At 66.4% G+C, this 16,830-nt stretch carries 21 protein-coding genes; 9 read left to right on the top strand and 12 right to left on the bottom strand.

Annotated features, from left to right (window positions below):
* Positions 1-54 precede the first annotated feature (54 nt).
* From KF785_13510 to KF785_13500, 3 genes are all read right to left on the bottom strand, one after another.
* Positions 55-297 carry a TRIC cation channel family protein gene (locus KF785_13510; protein ID MBX3147778.1) on the bottom strand — a complete coding sequence of 81 codons (243 nt, stop codon included), beginning with the start codon at positions 295-297 and terminating at the stop codon, positions 55-57.
* A 272-nt stretch (positions 298-569) separates the two neighbouring features.
* Positions 570-1,061 carry a VOC family protein gene (locus tag KF785_13505; protein MBX3147777.1) on the bottom strand — a complete coding sequence of 164 codons (492 nt, stop codon included), beginning with the start codon at positions 1,059-1,061 and terminating at the stop codon, positions 570-572.
* A 145-nt stretch (positions 1,062-1,206) separates the two neighbouring features.
* Positions 1,207-2,487 (bottom strand): glycosyltransferase family 4 protein, encoded by a 1,281-nt coding sequence (locus tag KF785_13500; GenBank protein MBX3147776.1) that lies wholly within the window; start codon positions 2,485-2,487, stop codon positions 1,207-1,209.
* A gap of 277 nt (positions 2,488-2,764) precedes the next feature.
* Here KF785_13500 and KF785_13495 point away from each other — a divergent pair, with 277 nt between their 5' ends.
* Positions 2,765-3,697, top strand: a complete 933-nt coding sequence (locus KF785_13495; protein ID MBX3147775.1) for a hypothetical protein — start codon at positions 2,765-2,767, stop codon at positions 3,695-3,697.
* A 38-nt stretch (positions 3,698-3,735) separates the two neighbouring features.
* On the opposite strand, the gene KF785_13490 is transcribed toward KF785_13495, so the two are convergent.
* From KF785_13490 to KF785_13470, 5 genes are all read right to left on the bottom strand, one after another.
* Entirely contained in the window at positions 3,736-4,065 is a 330-nt protein-coding gene (locus KF785_13490; protein ID MBX3147774.1) for a carboxymuconolactone decarboxylase family protein, read from the bottom strand.
* Positions 4,066-4,263: 198 nt separating this feature from the next.
* Positions 4,264-4,536 (bottom strand): hypothetical protein, encoded by a 273-nt coding sequence (locus KF785_13485; GenBank protein MBX3147773.1) that lies wholly within the window; start codon positions 4,534-4,536, stop codon positions 4,264-4,266.
* A gap of 204 nt (positions 4,537-4,740) precedes the next feature.
* Positions 4,741-5,337: a class I SAM-dependent methyltransferase gene (locus KF785_13480; GenBank protein MBX3147772.1), complete on the bottom strand. Its 597-nt coding sequence runs from the start codon at positions 5,335-5,337 to the stop codon at positions 4,741-4,743.
* A gap of 276 nt (positions 5,338-5,613) precedes the next feature.
* Complete coding sequence (locus KF785_13475) at positions 5,614-5,883, bottom strand: type II toxin-antitoxin system RelE/ParE family toxin (protein ID MBX3147771.1); 270 nt, start codon at positions 5,881-5,883, stop codon at positions 5,614-5,616.
* 32 nt (positions 5,884-5,915) lie between these two features.
* Positions 5,916-6,197, bottom strand: coding sequence for a type II toxin-antitoxin system Phd/YefM family antitoxin (locus KF785_13470; GenBank protein ID MBX3147770.1), 282 nt, complete (start codon positions 6,195-6,197; stop codon positions 5,916-5,918).
* Between the two features lie 333 nt (positions 6,198-6,530).
* Here KF785_13470 and KF785_13465 point away from each other — a divergent pair, with 333 nt between their 5' ends.
* From KF785_13465 to KF785_13455, 3 genes are read left to right on the top strand one after another with little or no spacing between them, the layout of a single operon-like run.
* Positions 6,531-7,340, top strand: a complete 810-nt coding sequence (locus KF785_13465; GenBank protein ID MBX3147769.1) for a helix-turn-helix transcriptional regulator — start codon at positions 6,531-6,533, stop codon at positions 7,338-7,340.
* A 58-nt stretch (positions 7,341-7,398) separates the two neighbouring features.
* Complete coding sequence (locus KF785_13460) at positions 7,399-7,692, top strand: type II toxin-antitoxin system prevent-host-death family antitoxin (protein ID MBX3147768.1); 294 nt, start codon at positions 7,399-7,401, stop codon at positions 7,690-7,692.
* Complete coding sequence (locus KF785_13455; protein MBX3147767.1) at positions 7,689-8,123, top strand: type II toxin-antitoxin system VapC family toxin; 435 nt, start codon at positions 7,689-7,691, stop codon at positions 8,121-8,123. Before KF785_13460 ends, KF785_13455 begins: the two co-directional genes overlap by 4 nt.
* 12 nt (positions 8,124-8,135) lie before the next feature.
* On the opposite strand, the gene KF785_13450 is transcribed toward KF785_13455, so the two are convergent.
* Positions 8,136-9,485, bottom strand: a complete 1,350-nt coding sequence (locus KF785_13450) for an amidohydrolase family protein (GenBank protein ID MBX3147766.1) — start codon at positions 9,483-9,485, stop codon at positions 8,136-8,138.
* 160 nt (positions 9,486-9,645) lie between these two features.
* Here KF785_13450 and KF785_13445 point away from each other — a divergent pair, with 160 nt between their 5' ends.
* The 5 genes from KF785_13445 to KF785_13425 all read left to right on the top strand — a co-directional run bounded on the left by KF785_13445 (position 9,646) and on the right by KF785_13425 (position 14,340).
* A complete protein-coding gene (locus tag KF785_13445; GenBank protein MBX3147765.1) occupies positions 9,646-11,076 on the top strand; it encodes a beta-lactamase family protein in 1,431 nt (476 codons plus the stop codon).
* A 124-nt stretch (positions 11,077-11,200) separates the two neighbouring features.
* Positions 11,201-12,661 carry an amidohydrolase family protein gene (locus KF785_13440; GenBank protein MBX3147764.1) on the top strand — a complete coding sequence of 487 codons (1,461 nt, stop codon included), beginning with the start codon at positions 11,201-11,203 and terminating at the stop codon, positions 12,659-12,661.
* A 147-nt stretch (positions 12,662-12,808) separates the two neighbouring features.
* Positions 12,809-13,264, top strand: coding sequence for a hypothetical protein (locus KF785_13435; protein ID MBX3147763.1), 456 nt, complete (start codon positions 12,809-12,811; stop codon positions 13,262-13,264).
* Between the two features lie 96 nt (positions 13,265-13,360).
* A complete protein-coding gene (locus KF785_13430; GenBank protein MBX3147762.1) occupies positions 13,361-13,813 on the top strand; it encodes a hypothetical protein in 453 nt (150 codons plus the stop codon).
* A gap of 35 nt (positions 13,814-13,848) precedes the next feature.
* Positions 13,849-14,340 (top strand): hypothetical protein, encoded by a 492-nt coding sequence (locus KF785_13425; GenBank protein MBX3147761.1) that lies wholly within the window; start codon positions 13,849-13,851, stop codon positions 14,338-14,340.
* Positions 14,341-14,391: 51 nt separating this feature from the next.
* Here the strand turns inward: KF785_13425 and KF785_13420 are convergent, their stop codons facing one another.
* The 3 genes from KF785_13420 to KF785_13410 all read right to left on the bottom strand — a co-directional run bounded on the left by KF785_13420 (position 14,392) and on the right by KF785_13410 (position 16,714).
* Positions 14,392-16,032, bottom strand: a complete 1,641-nt coding sequence (locus KF785_13420) for a beta-lactamase family protein (protein MBX3147760.1) — start codon at positions 16,030-16,032, stop codon at positions 14,392-14,394.
* Positions 16,033-16,151: 119 nt separating this feature from the next.
* The gene (locus KF785_13415; GenBank protein MBX3147759.1) at positions 16,152-16,511 is read right to left on the bottom strand and encodes a type II toxin-antitoxin system VapC family toxin; all 360 of its coding nucleotides are present in this window, start codon (positions 16,509-16,511) and stop codon (positions 16,152-16,154) included.
* Positions 16,508-16,714: a type II toxin-antitoxin system VapB family antitoxin gene (locus KF785_13410; GenBank protein ID MBX3147758.1), complete on the bottom strand. Its 207-nt coding sequence runs from the start codon at positions 16,712-16,714 to the stop codon at positions 16,508-16,510. The genes KF785_13415 and KF785_13410 overlap by 4 nt, the downstream gene beginning before the upstream one ends.
* Between the last annotated feature and the right edge of the window lie 116 nt (positions 16,715-16,830).

Raw genomic sequence — 16,830 nt, 5'->3', positions numbered from 1 at the left:
CGTGGTTCCGCACTAGGGGCGCGGCCAGTTCGCTGATCGCACAGGTGCCGAGGCTCAGTCATGCCGTCGCGCCGCCGGCAATTGCCAGCCGCGCCGGATCGCCAGGAGCCGGAGCCCGAAGCACAGACCGGCGCCGATCAGCAGATCGCAGATGATCCCGCCTGATGTCGCCGTCGCGAACGACAGCACCAGCACACCAAACAGGTCGAAGCCGTGCCTGACACCGGCCAGTGCGCCGCTCAGCGCAAAGACAAAGGTGCCGCCCAGATCGAGCGCCGTGGCGAAGGGCGTTGCCATCAGTGGCTCGGACGACTGCATCAGACTCCTGTTTCGTTCCAGTCGCCCCAGGGCATCTGTCGTCTTCGGGATGATCGCGAGGCGATGGGCGTGGTCGCAGCGATCCGTTGAGACCTGCGTCACGTTGTCCGCCGCCCAGCAGCTTGTAGAACTCCACCAGGTGTTCAGGGCGAAACGTGTCGGCATCCGCAAGGATGAGGAGCGTCGGTGCCGTGATGGCAGCCACGGAAGCCGACCAACCGAAGGGTTGATTCGCGAACGCCTGGATACGGTCATTTCCGGTGCCCGGGATCGTCTCGCAGTTCTCCGGTGCTGTTGATCTCGATCCAGTATCCGTCGGGATCCTGAAAAAATATCTGTCGCACTCCATCGCTTCGCGTCTCGACCACCCTTGATGTGCCGGTCCAGTTGCCATAGGGAACGCGCTCGGCGTCGAGGCGCTCGAGCATACCGTCGAAGTGGCTGGTCGCCAGTCCCAAGTGGACGGCTTTATTGATGGTGACCACGCCACCTCGGTAATACTCGGCGGAGATCAGGTGCAGTTCCTTGCCCTCGCCGAGGGAGAACCACCGCACGCCTGGAGCGCGCGTTCCTCGAGAGATCTCGCGCAAGCGCAGTACGCGCTCGTAGAACTGAGCCGACCGCTCGAGGTTTGTCACGGACAATGCCAGATGGTTGAAGGTGAGCGCCGCTTGACGGCTGGGCTGCCCATGCGCAGCCAGCACCAACGCCAGGGACGCTGCGAGGATCAGGTTGCTTCTCATATGAGGACTCCGCTGAAAAGGCGCGCTTCCGGTCTTCGTGGCACCCTGCGAGGAGGAACTGCACTTCGAAACTAACACGACCCAGGCGCTCGCCCAGAGCGTCATGGGGGTGGATCCCGCGCATACCCCGGAAGAGCGGCCGGGTTCAGGCGAGCCTGGCTGGAAGACCTGGCCCGGCGGCAGGGCCCGGGCTCACCGCGAGGGCCAGCAGCTGATCGAGCGCGGAATTCCAGGTGAACAATCGGGCCGTGGAACGGGCTCGATCGCGGAGGAGCGCGACCGCTGCGGGGTCGCCCCAGAGTCGCTCCGCCCGCGCCACCAGCTCGGCCGGGTCGGTAGTTTCCAGCACCACTGCGTTGTGTTCCGCTTCTGCGTAATCCTCACCGGTTCCTCCGGTGAAGACGACGCCACCAGCGGCCATCGCTTCGAGCCCGACAAGGCCAAACGGTTCCGAGACCGAGTTTGCGAGCACCGCATCGGCGGTAGCGTACAGGAGACGGGCCAGGTCTTCCGATACCGGAAAGCGAAGGTCGATCACGTCCACCTCGTCGAAGCCACCCGCCACGACCGAGGCGGCAACAACATCCGGATCCTCCACCTCCGCCACCGCCAGGCCGCGCTCGGTCGCCGCGCTGGCCAAGCCGGTGCCCCGACCCGCCGGACCGCCGCTCCGGGCGATCAACTGGACCCGTTGGCCCCGGCGCCTGAGGTTGGCAATGGCGTCCAGTGCCTGATTCCACCCTTTCTCCGGTTCCCAGCGCGCCATCTTGAAGAAGAACGGACGCGTCGAGGGGTTGGGGCGCGGGGCGACCGCCTTGGCGAGCAGCCGCTCCGGGATCCCATTCGCGACTACGGTCGAATCCACGCCGCGGGCCCGCAAGATGGCCTTCATATAGCGACTGACCGTCATAATCGTCGCAGAACTCTCGAGCGCGGGCCAGTCGATCCGATCGAATCCGTACGGGTTGTTGGCGTTCCACAAGAGCACCGCATCGGCACGAATACCCCGGTGCCGGAGCCGCTGGTCGAGGGCGACGGTGAACGGCGCGGTCTGCCACTCCTCGGCAAGTACTATCGGCGCGGTGACCCGTGCTCGAGCTGGAGCGATCACCCGGTCGATCAGGTAGTCAGGAAGCGCACTGGCGAGGTCGCGGAGCTTGCCCTCCTCCCCATCATAGCAGCCTCTCGGGTGGTACCTGCTGATCCATTGGCCCCAGCGATGGAGTGTCAGGAGCCCGTCGGCCCGCGTCTCGGTCGCCGGCAAGTCGGGGTCACCAAAGAAGATCAAGTGGGTCTGGATCTGCCGGGCCACGAGGACCTCGGTCAAGCCGGCGAGGCGGGTGGCGAGTCCTCCGGCCTGCGCGTAGGGATCGGGGCCCTCGAAGGCTACCAGGACAAACTCGACGGGAAGCATGGGCGCGATCATCGGAGTCCTCGCTCGAAGCGGCGCAGCATCGTCCAGCGGGCCTGGAGAAAGGTCGCGGCTTGGTGGTGAGGTACCGATGGAGTTCGGATGAAGGAATCTTCCGGTGCAGCACCTGGCGCGGGGCAGGGCATCGATGCCGGCGGGTCCTCGCGACGGTGGCCCACTGATCGATACGATTTAGGCAAATTTCATTTCGGGTTCATAGGACGGACGCAATATTGGGCGCGGTACCGACCGGCTCACGTCAACGGTGATCTTCGCAACCATCGGAGGTGTCATGCGCCGCCTTACCGTCTTCCTGTCGACGATCGCACTTCTCGTCCCCGGTGCCCGGGTCAGCGCGGCCCAATCCCCCGACTCACTCACCGGCGCGTACTTCCGGTTCGGCGGCAACCTCACCGTGGCTGCGGCGGACCACGAAGCCTTCGGACTGGTGGTCAACGGAACAGCTCAGGTCCAGGGGACCGTCAAGACGCTGGTCGTGATCAACGGAACCGCGCGGCTCGACGGCGGGCGAGTCCAGGAGCTGGTGGTGGTCCGGGGCCGGGTCGAACTGGTCAACGGAGCGGAGATCGCAGGGCCGGTGCACTTGATCGACGCGACCCTCGACCAGGATCAGGGCTCGCGAGTCCTCGGCCAAATCGACCGCGGCGTCACCACCGAGATCGTCCATGGGCTGGCGGTCGTCGCGGCTCTGGCGGCGCTCGGTCTCGCCATCGCCATCGTGCTGGTGGCGTTGCTGGCGGCGGCGATCGCACCAGTCGCGCTCCGCACCGCCGGAACCGCGCTCGCTACGGAGCCGGGTCCAACCGTGCTCGCTGCCGTCGTGGTCTGGGTCGGATTGCCGCTGCTGGCGGCGCTCCTCGCGACGACTGTCATCGGCATCCCCGCCGCGATCGCTCTGATCGGGTTTCTCCTTCCCGCCCTCGGCCTTATTGGGTTCGTCGTGTCCGGTACCCGGCTTGGCGATGCGTTGACTCGTCGGGCTCGCGGCAGCAGGGAAGATGGGCGTCCGTTCCTGTCTGCGGCGGCGGGTGTCGGAGTATTGCTGCTCGCGGCCCAGCTCCCGGTGGTCGGCGGCTTCGTCGGTTGCCTGGCCGGCGTACTGGGCGGCGGAGCGGTGGCGCTACTGCTCTGGCGGAGTATGCGGCACGGGGGCACCCTGCAGGGGGCTTCCGCCGAGCCAGCTGCACCGCACCAGCACGCCTGACGATCAGAGCGCCGCTATCGCCCTGAATGGGAGGACGGTCAAGGCGCGTCGTAGGCAGTGAGAGCCATCGGCAGCGCTTGGGTCGCAGCGTTGCCGACCGCCGGCAACCCAATCAGCACAGCGCTGATGACCTCGTCGCGAGTAGCGCCAGCCTGCTTGGCCAAGCGGGCATGAAATGGCACGCCGCTCTCGAGACGCACCGCGGCAAGCACCGCCAAGTACGCCAGCGCTGCGGTCTTCTTGTCGAGTTTGGTGGCGTTCTCGAGTCCGCTGATGCCTGTCATCCAGGCGCTCGCGTGATTGGGCGCTTGCGTCAGAAAGGCCTGAAAGGCCGCACTAATGCCCGGGACCGCGGTCGGTGAAGTCATGTGATGCCCATGAAAGGTGGTTGTGAGTGAATACACGCGCTGCCGATTGGCCGCGCCATCGTCAGCCAACATAGGGCGCGGCCGCGACTTCGGAAGCCATCAGAAGCTTGCAAAGCCTCGCCGGACGGCACAGCAAGCGCCAGGCGCATCGGGCCTGGCCTCACTACCAGGACGCCGACGCTCCGGCCCTTCTGCCGATCAACCGACCAGCAGATGCGGCGGATCACCTGCGCGGTACTCATCCATCCACCAGTGTGGGTCGCTCACGGCGACGTGTGTCACGCCATCGGTCGGCGGGACTGGACGTGACCGCAGCGGCTCGCTCAGCTGGACGAGCACGCTCTCCGGCTGGGGAAAGCCGCGGGTGATCGAGCGGACCGTGTTGCCGAGCGCGAGCTCGCGGTCGAGCAGGGTCCGTAGTGCCGGGTGGTAGTCCGGGGGAACCTCAGGCAGCGTCGGCAGGTTCGTCATCCAGGCTCACAGTGCTTGATGGCGAAGGCCAGAAGATACTCGGCTAGGTGAACGCCGTGTGCGCGTGTCGTCGCGATCTTGAGATCCTCTCAATCTCTCTCCGAATGGAGCCTTCGGGAACCCCGGAACGTTTCAGCCCGTGAGGTGTCCCCCTCGGTGCGGTGACTCGTCCCTCCAAGCCGCGGCACGGTCGTCGATTCGCGGCTACCGCTTCACCGCGAAGTAGTAGTGATTCTCGCCTTCGTCCCGTGCGGCGGCTACCCACGTCATGCCGGCATCGCGCAGCAATCGCTCATAGGTCTGCGCGCCGAGTGACTGCGACTGGCGGTTGGTCATGGCATCCAGCCACTCGAGAGGCTCTTTCGGGGCTGTGAAGAGGAAACAGCCTCCGGGGTTGAGCACGCTAGCCACCTTGTCGATCACGAGTGCTTGCGCTGCTGGTTCGAGCAGGAACAGGAGCCCCCAGGCAAGCACGCCATCGAAGGTCCGATCGAAGAACGCCGACGCCTCGACCGTGTTGTGCTCGATCGGCGAATCCGGGAAGCGCTCGCGGAATGCAGCGACCATCGCCGGTGATGCCTCGACGGCGTAGGTCGCGAGGCCGGCTTCCTGCAGGATCCGCGTGCTCGGCTCACCGGGGCCGGAGCCGAGATCGAGGACTGTTGCACCTGGGGGAAAGGCATCCGCCCACGCGCGGACCGTAGCAGCCCCAACCGCGTCGCCGACTAGGGGACGGGTGCCACGTCTGGCAACGTAGATGCTCGCAATTTCCTCGTATCCGTTCGAACCATCCTCGCTCATTGGCACCAACCTGATTGTCGACCGCGTAGGACTTGCTCAGCTTAGCCGCCAAGGTGCCTTTGCTCATCGTGGGACCTGAGGCGTTCTGGGAGCTCCTGATGGCCCGCCCTCAAGACGAGTGATGGACGCCTCCCAACGCATCTGGGTTTCAGCGGCGGCCGGCTAGGAACCAAGCGGCCGCGCCATCCACAATTCAACATGGGGCGCGGCCGCGACCCCGGAAGAGGCGGCTCGCCCGGCCGCCGGCTGCAAACCCATGTTATGCCGCACGCGCAGCTAGAGCTCGTCCTCCAGGTCCGCCGCATCCCACTGCCGGCGACCATGACGCACCGTCAGGACCACGAGGCGCCGGGGTTCCACGCGATAGATCACCCGATACGCGCCGTGCACGACCTCCCGGAGGTCATCGCGGTTGATCGCCTCCGGCACCCGGCGGCCGCGCCGTGGGTGGTGACGGAGCGTCGCCACTCGCTCGAACAGGGCCGTGACCCAGCGAGAGGCGGCACGGGGACGATCCGCCGCGATGTACTCGGCAATCTCGGTCACTCGGACGAGCGCCCGAGGGGCCCAGATGACCCTCATCCCCGCAGGCGCGCCAGTACCGCGGCTTTGGCCTTAGCATGCGGGAGGCCTTTCCCGGCAGCCACTTCGGACTCCGCGACGCGGATATCCTCCAGAAGTTCCGCTCGGTCGAGCAGGGCTTCGTACTCACCAGCGTCAACCAGAACAGCGGCACTCCGGCCGTGCAGCGTCAGAATGACGGGCCGTTTGGTGTCCTGGACTTGCCGCACGACGGCCGCCAAGTTCGCGCGGAAGTCAGCTAGCGGACGAATATCTTGGGTTGGCCGGACTCGGGCCATCGGGAGGCTCCAGCAAAATGTACGATATAATGTACATATGATCTGGTCTGATCGCCAAATCCGCTTGCGGCAATCTTTGGTGCGGTATAACACGGCAGGTACCGCTGCTTTTCGCCGCCGGACTGCCACAACCGCGCCGTTACTGCGGCACAAGACCCCCGCATAACACCAGGCCCGGCCCCCCTGTCATATCAGCAGGACCGTCCGCTGCTCGCCCCACGGCCAAGCGGCTGCCATCGAGGCCCTGGGATAGGAGCGGCCCCGTCGAGCGGCCAACACGCATCCCTCGGTCTGGAGACGCAACCTTCGCCCCGACCGGTGCATCTTTAGGTTATGCGCGCGGCCCTCCCGCCGGGGCGTTTCCTCGGGCACCCCTTCCGAACCTATGTCACCCCGGACCTCCGGCTGACAGATATCCGGTACACCGCCGGCGCCCCCGCGCACGCCCACGAACGACCCTACCTCTGCCTGATCCACGGCGGCCGCTATACCGAACGGTTCGGCCGCCGCCAGCGGATCTGCGAGTCGCTCACTGTCGCATGGCACCCGCCCGGCATGCAGCACACGATTACCCTCGAGCGCCCGGTCAACGCCCTCAATCTGGAGCCCGGGCCGGCCTGGCTCGGCTGGATGCTCGATCACGGCTTTGCCACCGACGCCCCCTCCGACACCCGGGGCGGCCCGGTCGCCGAGGCCGGGACCCGCCTCGCCGCCGCCATGGAGCAGGGGGGAGACCCGCTGACCGTCGATGCTCTCACAGCCGAGGTCGTCGCGGCGCTCTGCCGGTTCCAGGCCGCCGAGTGCGGTCGCCGACCCGGCTGGTTGGCCGACGCCCCGGATCTCTTCGATGGCGACAACTCGGCGCCGCGCTCGCTTCGGGATCTCGCCGCCGCGGCCGGGGTCCACCCGGTGCACTTCGCGGCCGTCTTCCGCCGCTGCTACGGTTGCTCCGTCGGCGACTACCTCCGCCGCCGCCGCGTAGCACAGGCTAGGCGCTCCCTGGCCGAACTCGATCGCCCGCTTGCCGAGGTAGCGGCGGCCGTCGGCTTCGCCGATCAGAGCCATCTGACCCGCGCCTTCAAGCGCTACACCGGCATGACTCCCGGTGCCTACCGCACCTCGCTGGCCCGCCACTCGGCGTAAACCGCATTCCGCAGTGAACTGATTTACAATGTAGTCACATGTAACTACATTGTTTGTCATGCGTACGGTCGGGGTTCGAGAGCTCAAGGCTCATCTGAGCCGCATTCTGCGGGAGGTGCAGTCGGGTGAGGCTGTGCTGGTTACCGATCGCGGACGGGTAGTTGCCGAGCTCCGGCGTCCGGGGGGCTCCAGCTGGATAGACTCGCCATTGCGCCGCACCTTGGCCGGGATGGCGGCAGAGGGACAACTTCGGCTTGCCGAGCCATCGCCCGACCCATATCCGCCCTCACCCGTGACATCTCCCCCTGGGACCGCCCTCGAGCTGTTAGCCGAGGATCGCGGCGAACAATGATCGTTTATGCAGAGTCGAGCGGGATCCTTGCCTGGTTGTTGGGTGAGCCGACTGCGGAAGCGGTGCGGTCGACCCTGACGAGTGCGGAGCGAGTCGTTGCGTCATCGCTCACAGCCGTAGAGTGCGCTCGCGGCCTGGTGCGCGCCCGTGCCAGTGGCCGCATCACCGCAAAGGACGAGCTAGCCGCACTCCGCCTCCTCGATGTTGCGGCGGCCAGCTGGGATGTCCACTTGCTTACCGACCGGGTCCTGGCCCGGGCTCGCGTCCGGTTTCCGGTTGAGCCGGTCCGCACGCTCGACGCACTCCACTTGGCCACCGCGATCCGTTTCTTCGAAACCCTCGGTCCCGTGACCGTGTTGTCGTTCGATGAACGGATTCGGGCCAACGCCGCTGCGCTCGGACTGGACGTGCTGCCCGACAGTCAGAGCTGACGGTCTATCACCCTAGCGCGAGGCTCGACTCGCCTGGATTGCCCCAGCGTGGAGCCGGTCCAAGGCCGCCCGATCGAGCCAGCGCCCGGCGAGCACCACCCCGATCGGCCGGCGGGCGGCCTCGAGCGTGGCAACCGGGTCGCGTTCGAGCACCAGCAGGTCCGCACGAGCACCCACCGCCACCACACCACCCCTGTAGCCTCGATCAATGCCCGCCGCAATCCACTCGGCCGGGTTACGGGTGGCGGTGAGCAGAGCTCCATGTCCACCCAGCCCAGCCGCCGCAAGCTCGGCGAGTTCATCGTGCAGAGAGTAGCCTGGAAACATCAGCGGCAGCGGCGTGTCGGTGCCCGCCAGCATCCGAACCCCGACCGCGCCGAACGTCCGGGTCAGGGTGCGGAGGAACTGGTACCGCGTCGCAACGTTCGCGGCGCCGGCAGGGTCCCGCCTGGTGTAGGGGTTGGACGCGGTCCAGATGCCGTGGAGGAATCCGTTCAGGTACGCCGCCTCAGGCAGCGCGAGCGACGAGTCCGCACCCGTCGCACGACCCCACTGCGCCGCAATACCGTGGAACATCGCCAGGTTCGGAGTCAGCCAGACGTCGGCGGCAACCATCCGGGCGGCAACGGCGGCCAGATCAGTCGTATCGCCATCACGGAAATGGGTGTAGATGAGCTCCTCACCGTGCGCCACCATTGCCTGGCGCGCATCGATGACTGCGGCAAACGGCAGGTTGCGGGGCGCGTGACCCATGACCGGAATGCCATGGCGCCGACCCGCGTCGGTCAGCGCGCGATGCGTTTCCGCGGTCATGTTGCCGTAAACCTTGACCATGTCGTAGCCGACCCGCTTGTGCTCCTCGACCGCGCGGACCGCCTCCTCGGGCGTGCCGATCGCGGGATTGTTGGTATACGGGCCCGTCGTGTAGATCGCGGGCCCGACCAGCTCCCCTCGGCGGACGCGTTCGCGGAGGGCAACATGCTCGGGACGGCCCTGGAGGTTGAAGACGGTGGTGACGCCGTGCACGACGAACAGAGGTAGCCACTGCTCGGGCGTGCCCTCGAGGTGCACGTGCGCGTCGGTCAGCCCCGGTATGACGGTCCGACCCTGCACCTCGACTCGGCGCGCCCCGGCCGGAATCGGGGTCGAGACGCGCGGCCCGACCGCCACGATCCGGCCGCCGCGAATCACGACCGTCTGATCCGGCGCCAGCCGGTCGTCCAGCATGGTGCGAACCGAGGCGCCGACCAGCGCAAGCGCGGAAGTGTCGGAGGCCGGCAGAGTCTGAGCCGCCGGGGCGAGAGGCATGGGGGCAGGGGCCACCGCGGCAAGGGCGACGACGATCGAGTGCAGTAATGTCATGATATGTGGTAACTACGAGCCCCGACCCATCTCTGTTTCGCCCCATGCCCCCTGGCGCCGCGACGGGTCATTCCGTCGCCTCCGGCGACTCGGCCGGGGTCTTCGAGCCGGCTTGCTGGCGTTCAAGACGGCTGGCGACAGGGGCGCTATGTTCTCCAGCATGACCAATCCGTTTCGGCGCCTTGGCGCCCTCGCCCTCGTCGCCCTCGTGGCGATCGTTGCCCCCGCCGCAGCCCAGCAGGAAACGCCCGCCTCCCGCCAGCTGGCGCGCTGGCTCGAAAGCTTCAACGCGAACGATCGTGCAGCGCACGAAGCCTTTCTCAAGGAGAGTTTCCCGTCCCGCGCAGCAAACGCCGGGCAGGAACTCAATTTTCGACGGCAGACCGGCGGCTTTACCTTCATTCGTCTGACCGAGACCACTCCGACGCGCGCCGTCGCCTTGCTGCAGGCGCGTGACAACGACGCCTCCCTGGTGCGCGCTACCGCCGAAGTCGAGGCGGAAGCTCCGCATCGCCTCACCAGCCTGCAGTTGCAGCCCGGCGTACCGCTCGAGACCCCGATTGCCCGTGCCGGCAGCACCGCCGACCTGGCAAAAGCCGTCAAGGCCGAAGGCGACCGGCGAGCCGCTGAGGATCGCTTCACCGGGGCAGTGCTCGCTACGCACAATGGCAAGGAAGCGGTCTCCGGCGTCTGGGGCCTGGCCGATCGCGCCAAGGGTACCCGCAATACGACGGACACCCGCTTCCGGAACGGCTCGATGAACAAGATGTTTACTGCCGTCGCGGTGATGCAGCTCGTCCAGGCAGGGAAGGTCAAGCTCGACGCGCCGATCGGGACCTATATCAAGGACTACCCGAATCAGAACGTGGCAACCAAAGTCACCGTCCATCACCTGCTGACCCACACCGGCGGCACCGGCGACATCTTCGGGCCCCAGTTCATGGCCAACCGCAACACCCTGCGCACTCACGACGACTATCTCAAGCTCTACGGCGAGCGCGATCTGCTCTACGAACCCGGCGCCCGATTTCAGTACAGCAACTACGGTTTCGTTCTGGCCGGCATCGTGATCGAGCGGGTCAGTGGAAAGAGCTACTACGACTATGTCCGCGACCACGTCTTTCTCCCGGTCGGCATGACGCGGACCGGCTTGGAGCCCGAGAGCGAAGCGGTCGAAGGTCGGGCCATCGGCTACCTGCGTGGCCAGAGCGGCGACTGGGAGCCCAACACCGAAACGCTGCCCTGGCGCGGTACTGCGGCTGGTGGCGGCTACACCACCGTCGGCGACCTGGTGCGCTTTGGCAACGCCATCACGGGCAACAAGCTGCTCGACGCGAAGCACACCGATCTGCTGCTGACCGGCAAGGTCGACGCCTTCGGCGGGCGCTACGCCTATGGGTTCATCGAAAGGACGATCAACGGCCAGCGCGCTGTCGGCCACGGCGGCGGGGCACCCGGCATGAACGGCGATCTCGAGATCTTCCGGGATACGGGCTGGGTGGTCGCGGCTCTGGCCAACCTCGATCCGCCCGCCGCGGAGCGGATGTCGATGTACACCGCCAACCGGTTCCCGGTGGCCGCTAACCCCTGATTCCGCCCCAGCGCCGCGGGCCTCCCCGGCCCGTGGCGCAAAGCGCGCCTCGCGTTGCACCCCACCAGTTCGCTTGCTAGGTTGACGGGACATCAACCTTGCTTCCCTCCTGGTTCGAAACCATATGAGACAGACGCGTCGTGGGGCTCGTGGATTGTGGTCCGTATTGCTGGTGCTCGCGGGGGTGAGCGGGCTGGCCGGATGCGGACGCGAGCCGCTCCGGGTCTCGGTCCTGATCGATGATGTCGTCCTGATCGACGGCACCGATCGCGGCGCCGTGCCCGGGATGTCGATTGCCATCAGCGGCGATCGCATCGTCGCGATCCGCCCGACGGGCGGGTTCGAGGACGATTCCGTCGCCGTGCGGGTCGACGGGAAGGGGATGTATCTGATCCCGGGCCTCTGGGACATGCATACCCACCAGGGCGGCTACAAAGAAATTGGCTTCCCGCTCTACCTCGCCAACGGCGTTACCACGGTGCGCGACGTGGGCACCGACCCCCAGCAGATAGGCTATTGGCGTCAGGAGGTACGGGCCGGTCGAACCCTGGGTCCGACCATTCTGATGGCGGGCCCGATTCTCGATGATCCCAAGGTGGTCGAGGTGGCGCCGAGTGGTCGGGTGGGGCTCAGCACCGCGGCGGATGCGGAGCGAGTCGTCGATTCCCTCGCGGCCCTTGGGGTCGACATTATCAAGGTCCACTCGCTGCTCTCACGAGAGCCGTACTTTGCGACCCTGCGTCAGGCGCGCAGGCACGGCCTCGCCGTGATCGGCCACGTTCCAGATGAGGTCACCGCGCGCGAAGCAATCGACTCCGGGCAGCGGACGATCGAGCATACCTTTGGCCTCGCCTTCGAGAATGGCGCCCAAGCCTCGGCGGTCCGAGCGGCCTTTCAGGCCGAAGCAGCCGAGATCCGGGCGACGGTCGAGTCGGGGCGGGAAATCGTCGAGCGTGTCTTTGCCAGTAAGATCGCAGCAATCGATTCAGCGATTGCCGTGTCCGACTCGGCCGCCGCATGGGAGTTTGCGGAATACGCGGCCAGGAAGGATGTCTGGTTCGACCCGACCTTCGTGGTGGCGGAGAACAGGTATAGACCAAACGACCCGTCGCTGCGCAACCTGCCCGAGCACCGCTATCTGTTGGGCGGGCGTCGCCCGCCGTCGTCACCAATCGATCGCGCTGCCGGCGAGGCGGAACGAGCTCGCTGGAGCAGGCTGCTCGCCTCGTTCAGGCCGCTGGTCCGGGCCGGGGCCAAGTTTATCGCTGGCACCGATGTGCCGGTGACGCCGCTGGTGCCGGGGTTCAGCCTGCACCGCGAGCTGCAGGTGCTGGTCGACCTCGGCATGACGCCGCTCGAGGCCCTGCAGGCCGCGACCCGGAACGCTGCGCAGGCGGCGGGCCGGCCTGAGAGCGGTACCGTAGTCGAGGGCAACGTTGCCGACCTGGTGCTGCTGCGGCTCGATCCGCTGGCAGACATCGGCAATACCCGTACGATCGAGACGGTCGTCGTGCGGGGTCAGCTGCTCGAACGTTCGGTCCTGGACCGCTTGCTGCAAACTGCCGAGACCGCCGCGCGACAGTAGCGCGACCATGCAGGAATCTGGTGAGCCAGCTGCGCGTCTGGCTTGTCGTGGGGACCGCTGACACGTGTGTCGAGTGGGATGAACCCGGCAAAGTGGGGAGTCTCGATGAGCACGAAATGTCACAGAGCGCGACGTGGAACCCCGTTGGTGCGCGCAGCCGGCGTACTTGGCCTGGCGGTGCTGATTGCGAGTTGCGAGTCAGTCGGACCGTCCGACCTGACCTATGGACCGGTTCGTACGGCGCTCAGGCTCGAACCGGCCATCGTCAGACCTGGCGAGCAGTTCACGGTACGAGTCGAGTTGATCAATCAAAGCGACGAGCCAATCGTGCTCGCGACGGGAATGAGCTGTCCGTTCTATGTGGCGGTTCGGCCGGGAGGCAATCCGTTGAACGGCCCGTTTCCCGGCGAGGGCTTTCCGGGGGCTGGGTACCCGTGTCTCGCGATCGGCAGCTCGATCACAATCCCAGCTAGGGGACGATATGTGGGTGGCCCGGTCGTGACGGCCAACGTCCCACCTGGCGACTTCGTGGTGGAAATCGATTGGACGATTTCGCAGCCGCCGTTTCGACCCCTCGCGGCGAAACTCAAGGTTCGACCATGACGAGGCTGATGTCCCCCGGTTCGGTTACCGTATGGCGGGTCCGGCGGCCGTCAGTTCAACCGTAGTTCGCTGAGGCGTGAGAGGAGCGGCTTGCAGATGTCGAATCGCGCAGTGTTGGGTACACTCTTCGTGCTGGTTGGGGGTGGGTTCGCGGTCGGCTGTGCTTCTGCCGGCCCCTCGTTCGATAACGGCGACCTGCGTGCCGTTCTGTCGATCGAGCCCGGGAGCGTGACAACGAACCAGCAGTTCGACGTCCGAGTCGACCTGACGAACCTCGGCAAGGAGTCGATCGATCTGCAGACCCGCGGCTGCCGTCCGCTCAAGGTCACCGTCGGCAACGGCGGCGGGTCGGAGCCCGGCGCCCTGGTCCTCGAGCGGCTGGACCTCTGCACCCCGCTCGGCGCGATCGAGACCATCCTGCCTGGTGCGACGATCTCGCTTCGTCAAACCCTGACCACCCGAGAGCGACGCGGAACCTTCGACCTTCGAGTCGAGTTCAATTTCGATGAGGGCTTGCCGGCGCTGGCCGGAACGCTGCGCATAGACTGACCGGACGAGTCACGGGGTCGAGGGAGGGTCGCACCATGCATTCGAATGATCTTGCCCGCAGCCTCTCGTCGCTGCTCCGGGAGCTGGTGCACGGCACCCGGGACGGCTCCGGATTCGTGCTGAACCCGGGCGATCCCGGCCTGCTCGACTCGCTCGACAAACTCTCGGCGATGGAGGCGTCCCGGTCGTCAGGCGGCGGTGCTACGATTGCCGGGCACGTTGACCACCTCCGCTATGGTATCTCGCTGCTGAATCGCTGGGCCGCGGGGGAGAACCCATTTGGCGACGCCGACTGGACCGCGGCCTGGGCTACGACCACCGTCAGCGAGGCGCGCTGGGCCGCACTGCGCGACGAGCTGGCAAGCGAACTTGCCGGATGGGCGGAGGCCCTGGCCTCGCCCCGCGAGATCAGCGGTATCGAGCTCGACGGGGTGCTCGGCAGCGTGATTCACCTGGGCTACCATCTCGGCGCGATCCGGCAGATCAGCGCCGAGTCGCGGGGGCCCGAGGCGACCGCAACTCAATAACGCTCAGGTCCAATCAGCCACCCTCCGGTTCGATGCCAGGCCCGGGCTCAGCTACTTCGCGACGCGATCGAACCTCATGCCCACGACGCGCCCTGAGCCGGCCGTGATCGCCGCAACCTTGCCATCCCTGCCACGGATTGGTCGAAGCACGAAGCCGAGCTGACCGGACGACGTGTACATCTCCTCGAACACCGGATTGAGTCGTGCGGGTGGAAACTTCCAGCGGTGCAGGGTCAGGGTGTCGCCCGCGGCCTTGATTTCCCAGGTCACGTTGAGCTCCTCGCTGTGGTAGCGGCCCACCAACGCGGCGCGTGCGGCCGGGGTCGGGGTCCACGGCGCCACCTTGCGATAGATGCTGGTTTCGCCGGTGCCGGCACGCATCAGGACCGTGCCATCGGGGCGGAGCGTGAGCGATGCGGGTCCGTTGCCCAGCAGCAATTTGCCTTCGGTACCCGAGACTCGAAGCCTCGTGACGTTGCCGCCCAGCGACCGCCACCCGGCGCCATCGCTTTCGACCACGATCGAGCCGGTCCCCTCGGTGCTGTCGCTCCAGTAGAGGCCGAGGTGTTTCGCAACTGCGGCGGCGGTGGCCTGCGCGGGCACCGGCGGTTCCGGGCCCAGTTCGTCGGCGAGCAGAATGTCCGCGATCTGTTCGGCCAGACGACCGGGGTTCGTCGTCCCGGAACTATTGCAGAGCACCGCAACGCCCGAGCCGGTCCGCGGGAAATTGACAAGGTATGAGGAATAGCCCGGGTCCCCGCCGCTGTGGCTGAGCGTCGGGGCGCCGCGGTAGGTGCCCACGAAGATGCCTAACGCATAGGAAAGGGTGTCGCCGTTGGCGAGGACCCCGCGGGTGGCGAGCATGTCGATGCCGGCTCGGCCGCCCACGACGCCGTTGGTGAGCTGATCCTGCCAGCGAGTCAGGTCGGTCACGGTCGTGAACAGGCTGGTGGCGCCGGCGTTCGAGTAGTTCGGATTGGTCTCCTTCCACTCGCCGTTGCGGAAGGTGTGACCCCGGGTCCGGAGCGGCACGATATGGAGATTGTCGTCGTGGAAATGGGTCTGGGTCATGCCGAGCGGCTTGAACAGCGCGGAGTCGGCAAACTGACGCAGGGTCTGTCCGGTCACCTTCTTGACGATCAGCCCGGCCAGGGTAAAGCCCGTGTTGCTGTAGTTCCAGGACGTGTTCGGCGCGAAGTTGAGGCCCCGCTGCCGATTGACGATGTCGACCACGTCCTGCTCGCTCACGAGGTCGTCACCGAGCCGCCAACCCGATGTCATCAATAGGTTCCACTGATCGCGGATGCCGCTGGTGTGGTTGAGAAACTGACGAATCGTGAGTGGCGCCCCATAGGACGGAAGGTCGGGGAGATACTTCCGGACGTCGTCGTCGAGCGAGAGTTTGCCCGCCTGGGCCAGGAGCACGAGGCTCATGCCGGCAAACTGTTTCGACACCGACGCAACGTGGAAGACCGAGTGCGGCGTGATCGCGAGACCCTGCGCAATGTCCGCCATGCCGTAGCCCTTGGCGAAGATCTGCTTGCCGGCTTTGACGACTCCAACCGCGCAACCGGCTCGGTCATTGTGACGCTGCATGGCAAAGAGCGAGTCGACGCGTGGTTCGGGGGCTTGGCCGGCGAGGGTGGTGCCGACGAGAGAGGTCAACAGCGCGACAACAGCGGGACGGAGCATAGCAGTTTTCCGGGATTGACTGGTGGATCAACGGACCTGATAGTACTCAGTCTTGGACAGTTCAAAGCTAAGAACGGTTGCACGCTGGCAGAAGCCGGTACGTGCTGAAGCGGGCAGCACTACGGTTTGGGCAGGCCCAGGGCGCGGGCCACCCCCTCGAGGCGCTTGTCCAGGGTCCAGAAGGCGACTCGATCGAGGGATGCCGCGGCCAGCAGGTGAAGATCGATGTACCCCAGTCCGAGTCCCATCAGACGATGGACCTCGTTGAACGCCATGACCTCCTCATGCGTGGCTACCGACGTCGACGGGAGACGGGCCAGCAGGTCGAGCACGCGGCTCCGATTTCGGAGTGTCCCGCAGGCAATCTCCCCGATGACGAACGGGTGGCAGGCAACGGTGCCTGCCTCGAGCAGCAATGCCAGCTGGTCGTTGCCCCGGCGGAGGTGATCGATCCAGACCGATGTGTCGACCAGGATCACGAGGCGCGGCGCGCCCGGGAGCGTCGCCGAGGGACCGGGCGCAGGCCTGGCTCGGACCCGCCGAGGCGGGCGAGCCGCCGAGCGCTTTCCCGTTCGATCAATGATTCGAGGCCGGCGCGAACCAGTTCGGTCTTTTCCGCGATCCCGGTGAGCCGGCGGGCCTCGGTCAGCAGATGGTCATCGATGTTCAGCGTCGTCTTCATATGTATGAATATGGCTAATTCGTACATATCAGGCAAGAAACCACAGGGAGGAGCGCCCGATCGGTGCCCGGCCGCCGGGACTGGCGTGGGCTGGCGCGTAGACTGACATTTGTCGG

The sequence above is a fragment of the Gemmatimonadales bacterium genome, assembly GCA_019637315.1.
Taxonomy (GTDB): domain Bacteria; phylum Gemmatimonadota; class Gemmatimonadetes; order Gemmatimonadales; family GWC2-71-9; genus SHZU01.
Note: the sequence above shows the minus strand (reverse complement) of the source record. Positions and strands in the feature narration are given on the sequence as shown.